This window comes from Pseudoalteromonas sp. P1-11 (genome assembly GCF_001399995.1).
Classification (GTDB): Bacteria; Pseudomonadota; Gammaproteobacteria; order Enterobacterales; family Alteromonadaceae; genus Pseudoalteromonas; species Pseudoalteromonas atlantica.
In genome coordinates this window covers 42,844-58,522 of the sequence record NZ_LJSP01000018.1, presented here as the reverse complement: position 1 = coordinate 58,522, position 15,679 = coordinate 42,844, and the positions used below count along the sequence as shown (strand labels likewise).

General features: G+C 42.0%; 19 protein-coding genes. 6 read left to right on the top strand and 13 right to left on the bottom strand.

From position 1 onward, the window contains the following. The first annotated feature begins 535 nt into the window (after window positions 1–535). Window positions 536–1,072 (top strand): gamma carbonic anhydrase family protein, encoded by a 537-nt coding sequence (locus AN390_RS18625; RefSeq protein ID WP_055255676.1) that lies wholly within the window; start codon window positions 536–538, stop codon window positions 1,070–1,072. On the opposite strand, the gene AN390_RS18620 is transcribed toward AN390_RS18625, so the two are convergent. Further along, window positions 1,055–1,315, bottom strand: coding sequence for a DUF1488 domain-containing protein (locus tag AN390_RS18620; RefSeq protein WP_024031321.1), 261 nt, complete (start codon window positions 1,313–1,315; stop codon window positions 1,055–1,057). The two genes, AN390_RS18625 and AN390_RS18620, sit on opposite strands and share 18 nt — an antisense overlap. Then, the gene (gene aroE, locus AN390_RS18615; protein ID WP_055255675.1) at window positions 1,312–2,136 is read right to left on the bottom strand and encodes a shikimate dehydrogenase; all 825 of its coding nucleotides are present in this window, start codon (window positions 2,134–2,136) and stop codon (window positions 1,312–1,314) included. The genes AN390_RS18620 and aroE overlap by 4 nt, the downstream gene beginning before the upstream one ends. Before the next feature lie 53 nt (window positions 2,137–2,189). Between aroE and AN390_RS18610 the strand changes: the two genes are divergently transcribed. Further along, entirely contained in the window at window positions 2,190–2,627 is a 438-nt protein-coding gene (locus tag AN390_RS18610) for a group II truncated hemoglobin (RefSeq protein ID WP_029773006.1), read from the top strand. 93 nt (window positions 2,628–2,720) lie between these two features. Here the strand turns inward: AN390_RS18610 and hemF are convergent, their stop codons facing one another. The 6 genes from hemF to AN390_RS18580 form a co-directional block, all read right to left on the bottom strand. Continuing rightward, window positions 2,721–3,671 (bottom strand): oxygen-dependent coproporphyrinogen oxidase, encoded by a 951-nt coding sequence (gene hemF / locus AN390_RS18605; protein WP_055255674.1) that lies wholly within the window; start codon window positions 3,669–3,671, stop codon window positions 2,721–2,723. A 1-nt stretch (window position 3,672) separates the two neighbouring features. Beyond that, on the bottom strand, window positions 3,673–4,236 hold the full coding sequence (locus AN390_RS18600) for an L-threonylcarbamoyladenylate synthase (RefSeq protein WP_055255673.1): 564 nt from the start codon (window positions 4,234–4,236) through the stop codon (window positions 3,673–3,675). 21 nt (window positions 4,237–4,257) lie between these two features. Further along, the gene (locus AN390_RS18595) at window positions 4,258–4,833 is read right to left on the bottom strand and encodes a type I DNA topoisomerase (RefSeq protein ID WP_024032146.1); all 576 of its coding nucleotides are present in this window, start codon (window positions 4,831–4,833) and stop codon (window positions 4,258–4,260) included. A gap of 97 nt (window positions 4,834–4,930) precedes the next feature. Beyond that, a complete protein-coding gene (locus AN390_RS18590) occupies window positions 4,931–5,404 on the bottom strand; it encodes a DUF494 family protein (RefSeq protein ID WP_004588034.1) in 474 nt (157 codons plus the stop codon). A 1-nt stretch (window position 5,405) separates the two neighbouring features. Next, window positions 5,406–6,497: a DNA-processing protein DprA gene (dprA, locus tag AN390_RS18585; protein ID WP_004588035.1), complete on the bottom strand. Its 1,092-nt coding sequence runs from the start codon at window positions 6,495–6,497 to the stop codon at window positions 5,406–5,408. 31 nt (window positions 6,498–6,528) lie between these two features. Continuing rightward, window positions 6,529–7,650, bottom strand: coding sequence for a LysM peptidoglycan-binding domain-containing protein (locus AN390_RS18580; RefSeq protein WP_055255672.1), 1,122 nt, complete (start codon window positions 7,648–7,650; stop codon window positions 6,529–6,531). Window positions 7,651–7,769: 119 nt separating this feature from the next. Here AN390_RS18580 and def point away from each other — a divergent pair, with 119 nt between their 5' ends. The 4 genes from def (at window position 7,770) to trkA (ending at window position 11,990) form a co-directional block, all read left to right on the top strand. Then, window positions 7,770–8,276 (top strand): peptide deformylase, encoded by a 507-nt coding sequence (gene def / locus AN390_RS18575; protein ID WP_004588037.1) that lies wholly within the window; start codon window positions 7,770–7,772, stop codon window positions 8,274–8,276. Window positions 8,277–8,297: 21 nt separating this feature from the next. Continuing rightward, window positions 8,298–9,251 (top strand): methionyl-tRNA formyltransferase, encoded by a 954-nt coding sequence (gene fmt, locus AN390_RS18570; RefSeq protein ID WP_055255671.1) that lies wholly within the window; start codon window positions 8,298–8,300, stop codon window positions 9,249–9,251. Further along, entirely contained in the window at window positions 9,244–10,539 is a 1,296-nt protein-coding gene (gene rsmB / locus AN390_RS18565; protein ID WP_055255670.1) for a 16S rRNA (cytosine(967)-C(5))-methyltransferase RsmB, read from the top strand. Before fmt ends, rsmB begins: the two co-directional genes overlap by 8 nt. 74 nt (window positions 10,540–10,613) lie before the next feature. After that, window positions 10,614–11,990, top strand: a complete 1,377-nt coding sequence (gene trkA, locus AN390_RS18560; RefSeq protein ID WP_055255669.1) for a Trk system potassium transporter TrkA — start codon at window positions 10,614–10,616, stop codon at window positions 11,988–11,990. Between the two features lie 85 nt (window positions 11,991–12,075). Here the strand turns inward: trkA and AN390_RS18555 are convergent, their stop codons facing one another. The 5 genes from AN390_RS18555 to AN390_RS18535 form a co-directional block, all read right to left on the bottom strand. Next, window positions 12,076–12,291: an EF-hand domain-containing protein gene (locus AN390_RS18555; RefSeq protein ID WP_004588041.1), complete on the bottom strand. Its 216-nt coding sequence runs from the start codon at window positions 12,289–12,291 to the stop codon at window positions 12,076–12,078. Between the two features lie 177 nt (window positions 12,292–12,468). Next, a complete protein-coding gene (locus tag AN390_RS18550) occupies window positions 12,469–12,681 on the bottom strand; it encodes a calmodulin-like protein (protein WP_004588042.1) in 213 nt (70 codons plus the stop codon). A gap of 129 nt (window positions 12,682–12,810) precedes the next feature. Continuing rightward, entirely contained in the window at window positions 12,811–13,023 is a 213-nt protein-coding gene (locus tag AN390_RS18545; protein WP_004588043.1) for an EF-hand domain-containing protein, read from the bottom strand. A 463-nt stretch (window positions 13,024–13,486) separates the two neighbouring features. Beyond that, window positions 13,487–14,149: a flagellar brake protein gene (locus AN390_RS18540; protein ID WP_004588044.1), complete on the bottom strand. Its 663-nt coding sequence runs from the start codon at window positions 14,147–14,149 to the stop codon at window positions 13,487–13,489. 29 nt (window positions 14,150–14,178) lie between these two features. Beyond that, window positions 14,179–15,630, bottom strand: a complete 1,452-nt coding sequence (locus AN390_RS18535) for a TrkH family potassium uptake protein (RefSeq protein ID WP_004588045.1) — start codon at window positions 15,628–15,630, stop codon at window positions 14,179–14,181. Window positions 15,631–15,679 lie beyond the last annotated feature (49 nt).

The window sequence follows — 15,679 nt, the reverse complement described above, 5'->3', positions numbered from 1 at the left end:
CGAGTGCCCACACAGATGATTGCTTTATATTGTTAAAGAACGTTGCGACGTTGTCGCTAGGGATGCGTATAATACATCCTTTATTTTTCGAGTCAACACTTAATTTTAAACTTTCTTTTTAGAAGATTTAAAACCGAAGTTTTACTTAACTCTGTGAGCAGCTCTTGCCTCGCTATGCGTTGGCGTTCCCCGTCTCAGTGGGGTCGCATTATAGGGAGATCCGANGAGTCAACACTTAATTTTAAACTTTCTTTTTAGAAGATTTAAAACCGAAATTTTACTTAACTCTGTGAGCAGCTCGTGCCTCGCTATGCGTTGGCGTTCCCCGTCTCAGTGGGGTCGCATTATAGGGAGAACAGATTTTTACGCAAGCACTTTTTTAAAGAAAAACCAAAAAAAAGCACTGTTCGGTCAATATGTGAACTAAACCCTCTATAACTGGTAGTTTTATAATCAAAACAGGCCTTTTCTGGCCTATATTTAAGTGTTGCTGTTACACTCAAGCGACTATAACTGGTATTTAAAAGGTATATATATGGCTATCCGTTCTTATAAAGGTGTGACTCCCTCTTTTAATTCGTCTGTTTATGTTGATGAGTCGTCTGTTTTGGTAGGAGATATTATGATAGGTGACCACTGTAGCGTATGGCCTTTAGTGGCAGCGCGAGGAGATGTTAACTATATACGTATTGGTGAACGTACAAATATACAAGACGGTAGTGTTCTTCATTTATCACGCGCGTCTAAAAGTAACCCAGATGGTTACCCACTTATTATTGGTGATGATGTGACAGTAGGACACAAGGTGATGCTGCATGGATGTACGCTTGGAAATCGTATACTTGTTGGTATGGGCGCTATTGTAATGGATAATGTAATAGTAGAGGACGACGTTATTATTGGTGGGGGGTCATTAGTACCGCCAAATAAACGATTGGAGTCTGGTTATTTATATGTTGGTAGTCCAGTAAAGCAAGCCCGCCCATTAACAGAGCAAGAGCTTGCCTTTTTAAAAGTATCGGCAGATAACTATGTGCAATTAAAAGACGAGTATTTAGCAGAGATCAACTAGATTCACTTCTATCTGCCCTGCCGAGTTATAACTTTCATCTTCTATAAGTTGCTCGGCACATTCTTCGTAATCAAATCGGTATTTATCGAAATGCTGCGTTGCATGGCTTTCATCTTGAAGCCCTAGCTTTCGTAAATCTATAATACACTCCACCAGCATCCCTGTTACTTGTGCAAAAAAGACTAGTTGGTGGGAAGGTTCTCTAAACTCGAGTCTATCTATAAACTGTATGGCTTGATTCATTTAAGCATGCCTTGTTTTAGTGCTTTAACAACAGGAAGTATAGCGGGCATTTTATTACGCCATACATAATATGCCTGTGCGGCTTGGCCTACCAACATACCACTGCCATCTAACAGCTTAGCGTGGTTATTATGCTCTGCAACCCAGTTCATAAATACGGTATTTTGCTGGGAGTAAAACATATCGTATGCCACCGTGCACTGACTTAGGTGTTTTTCGTCAAGTGCTGGTAACTCGTTGTTCATACTGCTAGAGGTAGAATTTACGATAAGTGAGTAATTGCTTACTGGTAATGTATCAAACCCATAGCCTGTTACCTTGCCATATTCAGCAAATAGTTGCGCTAAGTCTTGCGCTTTTTTTGCCGTGCGATTAACAATCGTTATTTCAGCTGGATTATGCTCAAGTAGCGGTAGTATTACCCCTCTTGCTGCGCCACCAGCACCAATAATTAAAATACGCTTATTGGTAATTGTCACTTCATTGGCAAGTAAATCATTAACAAAGCCCACGCCATCGGTGTTATCGCCTAATAAAGTGCCATCATCGCGTTTTTTAAGTGTATTAACTGCACCAACAATTTTAGCAAGTGGGGTGAGTTCATCAGCCATGGCATACGCTTGCTCTTTAAATGGCATAGTAACGTTGGCACCTATCCCGCCTTGCTCAAAAAAGGTGGTTACTGTTTTTTCAAAGTGATCGATAGGTGCTAATATTGCGCGGTAGTCGATTTGCTCGCCCAAAGATACAGCAAATTGTTTATGTATCGCGGGGGATTTTGAATGTTTGATTGGATTTCCAAAAACCGCATATTTGTCCATTTTAAAGCAACCTCTTTGCAGTTGTACACTGCCTATTAACGATGATAAGTAATATGATTAAACGACTTTTTTCAAAATCTAAACCAGCTCCTGAGCAACCAGCGCCCACTCCTGAGAAAACACCGTATGAAATTATTGGTGGAGAAGCAGGTACCCGTGCTATTGCTAATAGATTCTACGACATAATGGCCAGCGATGAATACGCCAAACCATTATATGATATGCATCCTCTGCCATTAGATAGAATTCGCCAAGTATTTTTTGAGTTTTTATCAGGTTGGTTAGGCGGCCCTAACCTATTTACTGAAAAACATGGCCAACCTATGCTGCGCAAACGCCATATGCCTTTTACTATAAATAAAGACCTGCGCGATCAGTGGATGTATTGCATGAATAAAACCCTCGATATAGAAGTAGACAACCCCCTACTGCGCGAAGGGTTAAAGCAGTCTTTTGGACAACTTGCCACCCATATGATTAATGAGCACTAATTGTAACTGCTTAGCAAAAAGGCGCTGTTAAGCGCCTTTTATTAGGGTTTATTGACCTTTGCGGATTAAACAGCCCCTACCTTAATTTAATATTTATAACTGCCACTCTCTGGCTATCAAATCAGTAGGTTTAGTGGTTAGCCACTCTTGTGGACGTAAATAGTATTGATACAAATTAGCCTCTGCGCTGTCGGGCGCGGGCTTATAATTGTATTCCCAACGCGCCAGTGGCGGCATCGACATTAATATAGACTCTGTGCGCCCACCGCTTTGTAAGCCAAATAAAGTGCCTCTATCCCACACAAGGTTAAATTCTACGTAACGACCGCGGCGATACAATTGAAAGTCGCGCTGCTGTTGCGTGTATTCGTCATTTTTACGACGCTCAATAATAGGTAAGTACGCATCTAAAAAGCCATTACCAACCGATTGCATAAATGCAAAGCTCTGCTCAAACCCTAGTTCGTTTAAGTCATCAAAAAATAAGCCGCCTACACCGCGTGTTTCGTCGCGATGTTTTAGGTAAAAATATTCATCACACCACGTTTTGTATTTTGGATACACTTGTTCACCAAATGGTGCACAAATGTCGTGTGCGACTTGGTGCCAATGCTGTACATCTTCAAAAACGGGGTAAAAAGGCGTTAAGTCAAACCCTCCGCCAAACCACCAAATAGGCTCTTCGCCTTCTTTTTCAGCTATAAAAAAGCGTACATTGGCATGACTTGTAGGAACATGTGGGTTTTTTGGATGAATAACTAATGAAACGCCACATGCATGGAAGCTTCGCCCTGCAAGCTCAGGCCTATGAGCGGTCGCAGAGCCCGGCATAGATGCACCAAACACATGCGAGTAGTTAACGCCGCCTTGCTCTATTACATTGCCGTTAGTGGTAACACGCGTACGCCCGCCACCGCCTTCGGCACGTTGCCAGCTATCTTCTACAAATTTTGCACTGCCATCGGCCTGCTCTAAACCTTGGCAAATGGTGTCTTGCAAAGCCATAAAATACGCTTTTACTTGTTCCAATAATTCGCTTTGCATATTAACCTCTAAATACTTTGCCGGTCATGGCATCTTTAATTGTGCTTGGCTGCGTGTTGCCCCCTAAGGGCTCATCAATGTAACAGCCTACCTTATCTGCAAATTGCTGCTTGGCTTGTTCAATACTTGTTACCGTTGGCTGTCCGGTTAAATTAGCACTAGTAGAGACAAGAGGCTTCCCTAATTGCTGGCATAAGCGCTTAACACTTGGATGATCAGTAACCCGTACGGCAATCGTATCAAACTGCCCTGTTAACCATTTAGGCGTATTTTCAGCTGCAGGCATTACCCAGGTAATAGCACCGGGCCAACTAGAGAAAATATCAGCGCGCTTGTCCATTGGCAGCTTTACATCGTCAACATACTTTAATAACTGGCCGTAGTTATCGGCGATTAAAATAAGGCCCTTTTCAACGGGACGCTGTTTTATTTCTAGCAACTTCTCAACAGCTTGCTGATTATCTGGATCACACCCTAAACCATAGACAGCTTCAGTAGGATATAAAATAACTTCACCTTGCTCTAAGCAAGATATAGCCGTAGGCAATGTAGAAAGGTCTGACAAAATATGCTCCAGAAATTTATATTAATCAGTAGTGGTAAGTTTATGCAGGCAACTTTTTTGTGGGCACTGTAGCACAGTACCATTGGCCATTTTTTTCTCAATAACAAGCGGCCAATCGCACTTAGGGCATGGCTTGGCAATGGGTTTGTTATTTAGAGTATATTTACAGCTTGGGTAACAATCGCATGAGTAAAACGTTTTACCAAATTTATTGCTGCGTGCAACTAGCTGCCCTTTTTTGCATTTAGGACACCCAGGTAATACATCATCGTTATTATTAGGTTCGTCATCGTGGGCGATATAATGACACTCAGGGTATCCTGTACAGCCAATAAACATGCCATAACGGCCGTTTTTAACCACCAGCGGTTTTGTGCACTGTGGGCAGGCTGAATCTTCAAGAACCTTTATTTCGTTGCTGTCGTGATGCGCTAATGGACGAATAAAGTCGCATTTAGGGTAACTAGCACAACCCAAAAACGGACCTGTTTTAGAGTTACGGATCACTAATTCAGAACCACATTGTGGGCAGACTTCGTATTCTTTTTCTAAGGCGTGTTTATCCGCCGAGAAAAGCGAATGGTCGATTTTACTCATGAGGTTCCTAATGGGTTGCTGAATTTTCGCCTAATATACCCAAACCACTTAAAGATACAAGCTGTGCATATATCTTTAAGTGGTTTGGTATACAATTTTAATGTAGAAGTTCGGTGGGTTCGTCAAATATAAGGTCTTCCATTTGCTCGTAAGCCTCTTCTGAGCCAGGTACGTTAAATAACACCATAAGCACCACCCACTTTAAGTCGTCGAGCGAAATATAAGGTTTATCTAATGCGGCAAGGCGGTCCATAACCATTTCACGGGTTACACTGTTAACGACCCTTATTTGCTCTAAAAACATCAAAAAGCCACGGCATTCAACGTTTAACATTTTGCATTCGCTATCGGTAAAAATGCGCATTGCTTGGTGAGGCTTTGTAATTAAGTAAGGCGACTCGTCGCTGCGTTGTAAATCGGCCAATTGTTCAAGCCAGTTTAACGCTTTAAAAATTTCGGTCTTATTAAAGCCCGCGCGAAGTAATTCATCGGTAAGCTCGTTTTCTTCAATATAAATATCGGCTTCACTGTGAATGTAGTTTTCAAAAAGATACATGAGAATATCAAACATATTACCTTCCTGTGCTTAGCTTTATATACCCGTCTAACACTCGCTCTATTTCGTCGTCTAACTCTAAATCGAGCAACCTTGCCAGCACTTTATCAATTGGCCACTTGGCGCGACGTACAATTTCATCAACACTGGTTACCTCATACCCTATACTATTTAACACCTCACACTGTGACTGTTTGTTTACAGGCTCCTCTTTATTATATAGACCGCTTTGATAAGAAAAGCTCACCTCATCTAAAATATCTGTTACATTTTCGACTAACTTAGCGCCCTGCTTTATTAAAAAATGACTCGCTTGCGATAATGGGTTTTTAATAGAGCCTGGTACTGCAAACACTTCTTTATTTTGTTCAATAGCGTAACGTACCGTGATCAATGAACCGCTTTTAATTTCAGCCTCTACAATAACCACGCCTAAAGACAGCCCAGATATAATACGGTTTCTGCGTGGAAAGTTATGCGCATTAGCGGCGGTACCCGGTAAAAACTCGCTTATTAATAAGCCATGCTCTAATACTTGGTCTGTTAATAATTTATGGCGTTTGGGGTAGTAAATATCAACCCCAGTCCCTAATACACCAATTGTTTTGCCATTATTGGCCAATGCGCCTTTGTGCGCGGCACCATCAATACCCCGCGCCATGCCCGAGGTAACAGTAATACCGGCTAAAGTAAGCTGATAAGCAAGCTCCGAAGCTATTTCAAGCCCCGTAGGGGTCGCGTTTCTACTACCAACAATAGCCACTTGCGGGCTAGATAACAGCGATATATCGCCTTTACAAAATAACAGTAAAGGGGCACTGGCTATGTGTTTTAGCTCGTTTGGGTATAGCGCATCAAAAATACACACCACTGTAATATTAAGCTGCTGTATTTGTTGCTCGTAATGGTTTACTTGCTGCCAATTGGTATTGAGTAAGTTGCAGGCTTGGTTTTGGGTAAGGCCAAGCTGTTGTAATTCACTTTGGTTTAAATCAAATAATGATTCGAGGGGGTGAGTATGTGATAAGGCTAACAGTGTTTTAATACCTAAGCCTTTACACATATAAAAGGCAAGCCAGTGGGCTAGCTTGCCAGATGACTGATCCATGCTCTCTCCTAGAGCACCGACTCGCTACAACTTAATGAATTACTACACTATCTCCAACGCGAATTGGGTGCTGATTTTTTGTTATTAATGCATAACTCACTTTGTCATACACTTTAAATACAATTAACTCACCCACTTTTTCGTGTGGCATTGTCCATGTTGTGGTGTCTTCATCTGGCTCGCTGCCAAATAATTCACCTGCATCAGATAAAAGCTTTTCAAATTTGCTCGAATCCTCTGGATAACGCGGTCCTCGTGGGCCATCAATAACGGTGGGTGATTGGCGTTCTAAATCGAGGATATGACCAACTTCAATTTGTTGCTCAGCACCTAAGTTTAGCACCACTACATCCATTGTGCTGAATTCTCTTACTTGGCGCGGCGAGTCAATAACATTGCCGGATACACTTTGCTTAGGACGATGCATATTAAAGTACGCTGGTAACATTTGCCCTTGCATAGCAGGGAGTAAAAAATCGCCTTGTTGTATTTCTTGTTTAACTGACTCAACCCGTAAAGACGATGGTACGCCATTGCTTTCATCGCCCGTTCTAAATGCACGAGCCATACCGACATAAGTAGCGCGAGTGGCTAGCTCTTCACCGGTTTGTGTATCTATGTAAGGTTCGCCTTTGTGATAAATAGCATACGCTTTATGTACTTTTAAATCGCCCTTAACGTATAAAATATGCCCGAGAGTTTGCGTTTTAGTATTTTCGTTTGCCCCTAAAATATAAGGCTTATCATCTATGTCATCGCTGTTAATCGCTTGCTCATAGCTTAAATAAGGTTTAATTATTTCAAGTGGCAAAGTGGTGATGGCGTTATTACCTTTTGGTGTAATACGCCCTTGCGGCGATAACTTTCTGTACGCTTTATTAATCACCAAACGCGGGTTACCGTCGGCGTCGTACACTAACGCGAGTGCATCGCCTGGGTAAATTAGATGCGGGTTATCTATTTGCGGGTTCATTTGCCACAACTCTGGCCACAGCCATGGTTCTTCTAAATAAATGCCGGAAATATCCCAAAGGGTATCGCCTTTTTTTACAACATATTGTTTTGGAGCATCTTTTTTTATTTGTAAAACATCAGCGACTGCAGGAAAAGCAGTACTTAGTGCAAACATAATTGCAGCCAATTGAGATTTCATTGGGCTTCCTTGTATTGTTTTTTCATTATTATTGACCAAAACCTGTTAAAGGGGAACGCGAATGGCTAAAATAAGAGCATACAATACCCTAAATTAAGCACAAGTGTAAAAAGGTAACTATGGCTAGGTTAGAAGTTTTAAGATTTCCAGATGAGCGTTTACGTACGGTAGCAAAAGAAGTTGCACAGGTTGATGACAACGTTCGCCAAATTGTAAAAGACATGCTAGAGACAATGTACGATGAAAACGGCATTGGGCTAGCTGCTACACAGGTTGATATTCATCAACGTATTGTGGTGATCGACGTATCAGAAGAACGCGACGAACCACTGGTTTTAATTAACCCACAAATTATTAAAAAAGATGGTGCAACAATTAGCGAAGAAGGCTGTTTATCAGTGCCTAACTCTTACGCAAAAGTAGACCGTGCTGAAACCGTAACCGTTGCTGCTCTTAACGAAAATGGTGAAGAATTTGTACTAGATGCAGATGAGCTATTAGCTATTTGTATTCAACACGAACTAGATCACTTACAAGGTAAACTATTTATTGATTACCTATCGCCATTAAAGCGTCAACGTATTCGCAAAAAGCTTGAAAAAGAAGCTAAATTTGCCGCGAAGTAATAAGCACCTTAGGAAAACTCAGTGACAAAACCACTACGCATTATATTTGCCGGTACGCCGGACTTTGCCGCTCGTCACCTACAAGCGTTAATTCAAAGCGAACACAAAATTGTTGGTGTTTACAGCCAACCAGACCGCCCTGCTGGGCGTGGTAAAAAGTTAAAAGCCAGTGAAGTAAAAGCGCTTGCGCTTGAACATGAGCTACCTGTTTTTCAGCCACAATCATTAAAAAATGAAGACGCACTCACTGAGCTTAAAAGCTTAAATGCCGATATCATGATTGTGGTGGCTTATGGCTTAATTTTACCAAAAGCCATTTTAGAGGCGCCACGCTTAGGGTGTTTAAATGTGCATGGCTCTATTTTACCGCGCTGGCGCGGTGCTGCGCCTATACAGCGCGCAATTTGGGCTGGCGATGAAGATACCGGCGTAACCATAATGCAAATGGATGAAGGGCTTGATACCGGCGACATGCTGCACATTAGCCGCTGCCCTATTGCTGCGGATGAAACCAGTGCCAGTTTATACACTAAACTGGCTGAGCTTGGTCCCGGAGCACTTGTTCAAACCATTAATAAGTTAGCCAATGGCGAGCTTATAGCTGAGCCGCAAAACGACGAGCTGGCAACTTACGCTAAAAAGCTTTCAAAAGAGGAAGCGAATATTGATTGGACGATGGATGCCGTACAAATTGAGCGTAATATTCGTGCGTTTAATCCATGGCCAGTGTGTTTTACTCAAATGGGTGAGCACAACGTAAAAATTTACCAAGCCTCCGTCGTTGAGCAAACAGGCCCTGCGGGCGTTGTTTTATCAAGCGATAAAAACGGCATTGTAGTGGCGTGTGGCAAGCAGGCATTAAGTATTACACAGCTGCAACCCCAAGGTAAAAAACCAATGGCAATTAGCGACTTTTTAAACGGTCGCAGTGACTGGGTAACTCCTGGCACCGTATTAGGCGAAAACAATGAGTAATGTTCAAAACGTACGTGCGCTTGCCGCTGAAACTTTATATAACGTGGTTGATAAAGGCGCTTCGCTAAATCAAGAGCTACCATTTGCCAGCCAAGGGCTGCCCCCTAAAGACAAAGCGCTATTACAGCAAATTTGTTACGGCGTGTTGCGCTACCTACCTAGCCTTGAAAACTACTGCCAACATTTAGTAGAACAGCCACTTAAAGGTAAGCGTCGTATTTTTCAGTTTTTGTTGTATGTCGGTATCTATCAGCTGCAGCATATGCGCGTGCCACCGCATGCCGCCATTTCTGAAACCGTTAATGCCCTTGGCCAAATGCGTGCATTAGGCTTAAAAGGCTTAATCAACGCTATTTTGCGTAGTTTTCAGCGCCAACAAAGCGAGCTTGAAGAAAAAGCCAAGCAAATACCAGTGTGTTTATATAACCATCCAAATTGGTTTATTAAACAAGTGCAAGCTGCGTACCCAGACAACTGGGAAGCGCTTCTTGAAGAAAACCAACAACAAGCCCCTATGTGGTTACGTGTCAATCAAGCACAATACAGCACGCAACAATACAGCGAAATGTTAACGGCTAACGATATAGAGCACACGTTAAACCCTGAGTTTGTTGATGGTATTAAACTAGCTAAGCCGCGTGATGTATTTTCGTTACCAGAATTTGATGTGGGCGCCTGCTCTGTACAAGACGCCGCAGCACAATTAGCCGCACGCTTTTTAGCACCTCAAGCTGATGAATACATTTTAGATGCCTGTGCAGCACCTGGCGGTAAAACATGTCATATATTAGAGCTTGCTGATGCAGAAGTATTAGCACTTGATAGTGACGCCACTCGCCTAGAACGTGTTAAACAAAATTTAACCCGTATCGGTTTAGGCGCAGACCTACAATGTGCAGACGCTTCGCAGCCACACACATGGTGGGATGAGCAACAGTTTGACCGCATTTTATTAGATGTCCCTTGTTCGGCAACCGGTGTTATACGCCGCCACCCAGATATAAAATGGCTTCGCCGCGCATCAGACATTGAAGATTTAGCTACACTACAAAGCGATATACTCAATAGCATTTGGCCGCTACTAAAACCAGGCGGCACAATGATATACGCAACCTGCTCGGTACTGCCGCAAGAGAACCAACAGCAAATCGCTAAATTTTTAGCTAATAATAGTGACGTTGAGCATATACCACTGCACGACAACGACACAGTTACCAGCCCTGGTTTACAATTACTACCAGGTGAAAGCGACGGATTTTATTACGCTAAGCTAGTTAAAAAAGCCTAATAGCCGTACACTCAATAGCCATTTATTAAACAGTAAATGGCTATTTTTTAATTAAATAGTAATTCGGGTAAATAATGAAAATAATCATACTCGGTGCCGGACAAGTCGGTGGTACGCTTGCTGAAAACTTAGTTGGCGAACAAAACGAAATAACCGTTGTTGATATAGACGGCAACCGCTTACGAGAGCTACAAGATAAGTACGACTTACAAGGGGTCACGGGGCACAGTGCACACCCAGATGTGCTCAGACGTGCAGGTGCTGAAGACGCCGATATGATTATTGCGGTAACCAGCTCAGATGAAGTTAATATGGTGGCGTGCCAAGTCGCGTATAGTATTTTTAATACGCCAACTAAAATAGCCCGTATCCGATCAGAGCAATATTTAAAATACCGCGAAAAACTATTTCATAACGATGACCTCCCGGTGGATCACTATATTGCCCCCGAAGCACTTGTTACCAAATATATTCGCCGTTTAATAGATTACCCGGGCGCGTTGCAAGTGCTGCAATTTGCCGATGGCATGCTCTCTCTTGTGGCTGTAAAAGCCTACTACGGTGGTTTATTAGTGGGTTATGCGCTTTCTGCTTTAAAAGAGCATATTCCGAATGTAGAAACCCGTGTAGCAGCAATTTATCGCCAAGGTAAAGCTATAAAGCCGCAGGGCACCACGGTAATAGAAGCGGACGATGAAGTATTTTTCATTGCTGCCACTAAGCATATTCGTGCGGTTATGAACGAGCTACAAAAGCTTGAGCGTTCTTACAAAAAAATTATGATAGCCGGTGGCGGTAACATTGGTGCAGGCCTTGCTCGCTCATTGGAAAAAAACCACAGCGTTAAGTTACTAGAGCGCAGTAAAGAGCGTGCTGAGCAACTCTCTGAAATGCTAGATAACACCGTCGTGTTTTGTGGAGACGCCTCAGACCAAGAACTACTATCTGAAGAGCACATAGAACAAGTTGATGTGTTTATTGCCGTAACCAACGACGATGAAGCAAATATAATGTCGGCCATGCTTGCAAAACGCATGGGCGCACAAAAAACCATGGTGCTTATTCAGCGTGGTGCTTATGTAGATTTAGTGCAAGGGGGTGAAATAGATATTGCTATATCACCACAACAAGCAACTATTTCGGCGCTACTTACACACGTACGCCGTGGCGATATTGTTAATGTGTACTCGTTACGTAAAGGCGCGGCAGAGGCCATTGAAGCCGTTGCCCATGGCGATGAAAACACATCAAAAGTAGTTGGCCGTGCGATTGCCGATATCAAGCTACCTGCAGGTACAACGATTGGCGCTATTGTACGTAATGACGACGTACTGATTGCCCACGACGACACGGTTATTATGTCTGGTGATCACGTTATTATGTTTTTAATCGATAAAAAGCATATCAACGTAGTAGAAAAGCTATTCCAAGTTAGCGCTATATTTTTATAGTTAAACACAAAAAAGCCGCTGACTAAGGCGGCTTTAGTGGAGTATGTTTTTTTAATGCTAGGCAACCCTGCTTAGCAGCTTCTAATTACTGTACTTTTGAAAACTCTTGCTCAGAAATTTCACCATTACCATCAGTATCTAGCTGGTCAAAAATTTTCACTAGCTGTGAATTTACCTGCGCTTCTTGCTTTGAAATTGCACCATCACCATCGGCATCAAACGAGGCAAAGTCGACTGCAGCATATGCCGCTGATGAAGAAGCTAATACGATAACGGCAAGTGCTGTATTTAATGTTTTCATAGTTGTGTCCTAATTAAGAGGAAATCCTTTTCTAAGATCCATGGGTTTAAAAATTAACTAAAAAGTGCTTTTGCCAATGTGCATTACTAAGTTTTAATGCACATTGGATTAGAGAAAATGACTCTTTGCTAAGTGAACATGCGCTGTCCTGCCTCAATTGGCAAAGATCATCACACCCTAGTATTTAGAGAACTCTTGTTTTGAAAGCTCACCATTTCCATCGGTATCAAGCTCCACAAACTCAGCCATTAAATCCGCATCAACCGATGCTTCAGCTTGGCTAATGGCGCCATTGCCATCTACATCTAGCGTGTCAAAATCAGTTCCTGCAAAGGCAGCAGAAGAAGAGGCAATAGCCATAAATGCGAGTGCTTTATTTAAATGCTTCATAATTTAATCCTTCAATATAAACAAATTAGTTAAGTTCACTACGTGGTGTACGCAATCCTTGTAATCCTTTTTCGTAAGCTCCCTTGCCTACTTAGGTTGTCATTGGCAACTCAGGATTGTTACCACACTTTAAGCTTCTGAAAATTCTTCTTTTGATAGCTCACCATCTTGGTCAGTATCTAATTCTGAGAACATGCTCATCAGTTTTGCATCAATTGATGCCTCTGATTTGCTAATCGTGCCGCTGCCATCTACATCTAACGTATCAAAATCGGTTGCTGCAAATGCCGCTGATGATGAAGCAAGGGCGATAAGTGCTAAAGTTTTATTAATGCTTTTCATAATATAATTCCTTCAAGTATATGTGTGCGATTAAGTGTTTTACTTTAAATCACGTTATTGTTCAGTACAGCCAGACTATTACAACTTGAATGCCAAGTTTTAAAAGTTCATTAATTTCAATCAGTTAAATGAGAGCTTGGCTATTTTTGATAAATTTGCGGGGGTTTTATGTTGCAAACTAGCAACAAAGGGTAAAGCTAAGTTTTTAAATACAATAAAAACAGCTAGTTACATAAGAGAAAAAAGCTACAATTTTCGGCGTAAATTGTAAGGATGAAGATTTATCGAAAAAAGAGACTAAATTTTAGCCGTGAGGGGAGCTAACGTATTAAAATAACTCACTCGTAAAACTAATCTATACTACTGATTTTTATAGAAAATAAAAATTATTTTGTGAAGTTTCAAAAAATATGACTGCCACTCAAATAAAAAATGGCCATTTGTTGCTATTAAGCGAAAGTGCTTATTCTAATGGCAGCTCAAGCATCGCGGGATCGATAAAATGCTCTTTCATAAATGCCTTCATTTCATCTTCACTGGCTAGAAGTTTAATACCACAATTAACTCCTGCGGCGTGTTCTTTTACACTGCATATTTCGCCAGTAAATGCTTTATTGTTGGTATCAACCGTCACCGTGCATTGCATATCTTTAATATTTTCATCGTTTTGATCGCCGCGTACATCAAACATCACCCCGGTAAGCGAGATGTCTTTAATCACCCCTTCAAGTACTCTATCGTCACTGAGAGTTAATTTTGCAGGTAATAAGGTAGGTATGCGTGTTTGCGCGCGCAGTGCAAATAACTGCACTTGCGTAGGGTAATTAATAAAAATGAGCCTAGCAGGGTGTGAGGCAACCGACATAAGCTGCTGCCTAAATGCTATTACTTGTCCGCCACTGCCTTCTATAACCGCTCTTACCACCACCATTACACCGTCTCGTAGGTAATCACTTGCAGCAGGTAAACGCTTTGAACTTGGGTAATTTAAAATAATAAATTTATTTTCTAACAAGCCAATAAACTCTGTTTTTACGCGTTTACTACTGGTAGGCGTAACAATTTCCAAGTCGACCAATCGCCCTGTTGTTAACTGGTGTAATTTATCTAAATTAGAATGTGGCATGCCTGTTCCTAAGCATCATTTGTATATTATTACCCACGCCAAAAGGTCGGCGTAAATAGCACGAGTAAGGTGAATATTTCTAAGCGACCAAATACCATGGCAATGGTTAATAGCCATTTGGCACCATCGCTCACCGCCCCATAATGCGAGGCAACATCACCTAAGCCTGGGCCTAAATTATTTAAACACGCCGCCGTAGCAGAGAACGCGGTAATGTTGTCCATGCCGGTTCCCATTAGTGCCAGCATTATAATAATAAACACCAATGCGTACGCTGAGAAAAACCCCCAAACCGCTTCAACTACTTTATCGGGCAAGGCTTTACGACCAAGCTTAATAGAGTATATAGCACGTGGGTGCACTAAGCGGTTAAGCTCACGTATGCCTTGTAGGTAAAGTAAAAACACGCGTACAACTTTCATACCGCCACCGGTTGAACCTGCACAGCCACCTATAAAGCTCGAAAAAATAAGCAATATAGGCAAAAACAGCGGCCAAGTAGAAAAATTATCGGTGGCAAAACCGGCTGTGGTACTCATAGACACCGCCTGAAATAAAGCCTGATCGAGGGTTTCATCGCCATCGGCAAATATTTCGTTAGATGAGAGCACCGTAAAACAAATAACCACCAGCGCTAACTGTATCAGTAAAAAAACTTTAAATTCAGGGTCGCGGATATATACCTGAATATTACGACTCGCTACCGCCGCGTAATGCAGTGAAAAGTTAACCGCAGCAATAATTAAAAAGAAAACACATATAAAGTTAATGACAGGGCTATCAAAGTGCCCTATTGAGGCATCGTAAGTAGAAAAACCGCCAATCGCCACTGTAGAAAACGCATGGCATATAGCATCAAACCACTCCATACCTGCCGCCCAATACGCCAACATACAGGTTACCGTTAACGACACATAAATGTACCAAAGGTGCTTTGCGGTGTCGGCAATACGGGGGGTCATTTTTGAATCTTTTACTGGGCCTGGGATCTCAGCTCGGTATAACTGCATGCCACCGACCCCAAGCATGGGCAGTATAGCAACAGCAAGTACAATGATACCCATACCGCCAAACCACTGTAATTGCTGGCGATAAAACAAAACAGACTTAGGCAGGTATTCAATTCCGGTAAGTACCGTGGCCCCAGTGGTTGTAAGGCCAGAAAAGGCCTCAAACACCGCATCGGCCATAGACAAATTAGGTTCTTGTAAAAAAATCAGCGGTAACGATGCAAACGCCCCTAGTACCAGCCAAAACAGTACAACAATTAAAAAGCCTTCGCGTGCTTTTAAGTCGCCGTTTTCATGCCTGTTTGGGTAATAAGCTGTTAAACCAATAACCACACTAAATATAAACGCTAATACAAAAGGAACACCACCACCATCTTTATAAAATAAAGACACCACCGCAGGCGGCACCATGGTAATACTAAACAGCGCAACAAGTTGGCCAAGGATTTTTATGATGGTACGAAATTGCATGTAGCTTATCGCTTTTATTATTAGTAAATATAAGTGTGTAAGTTATTGT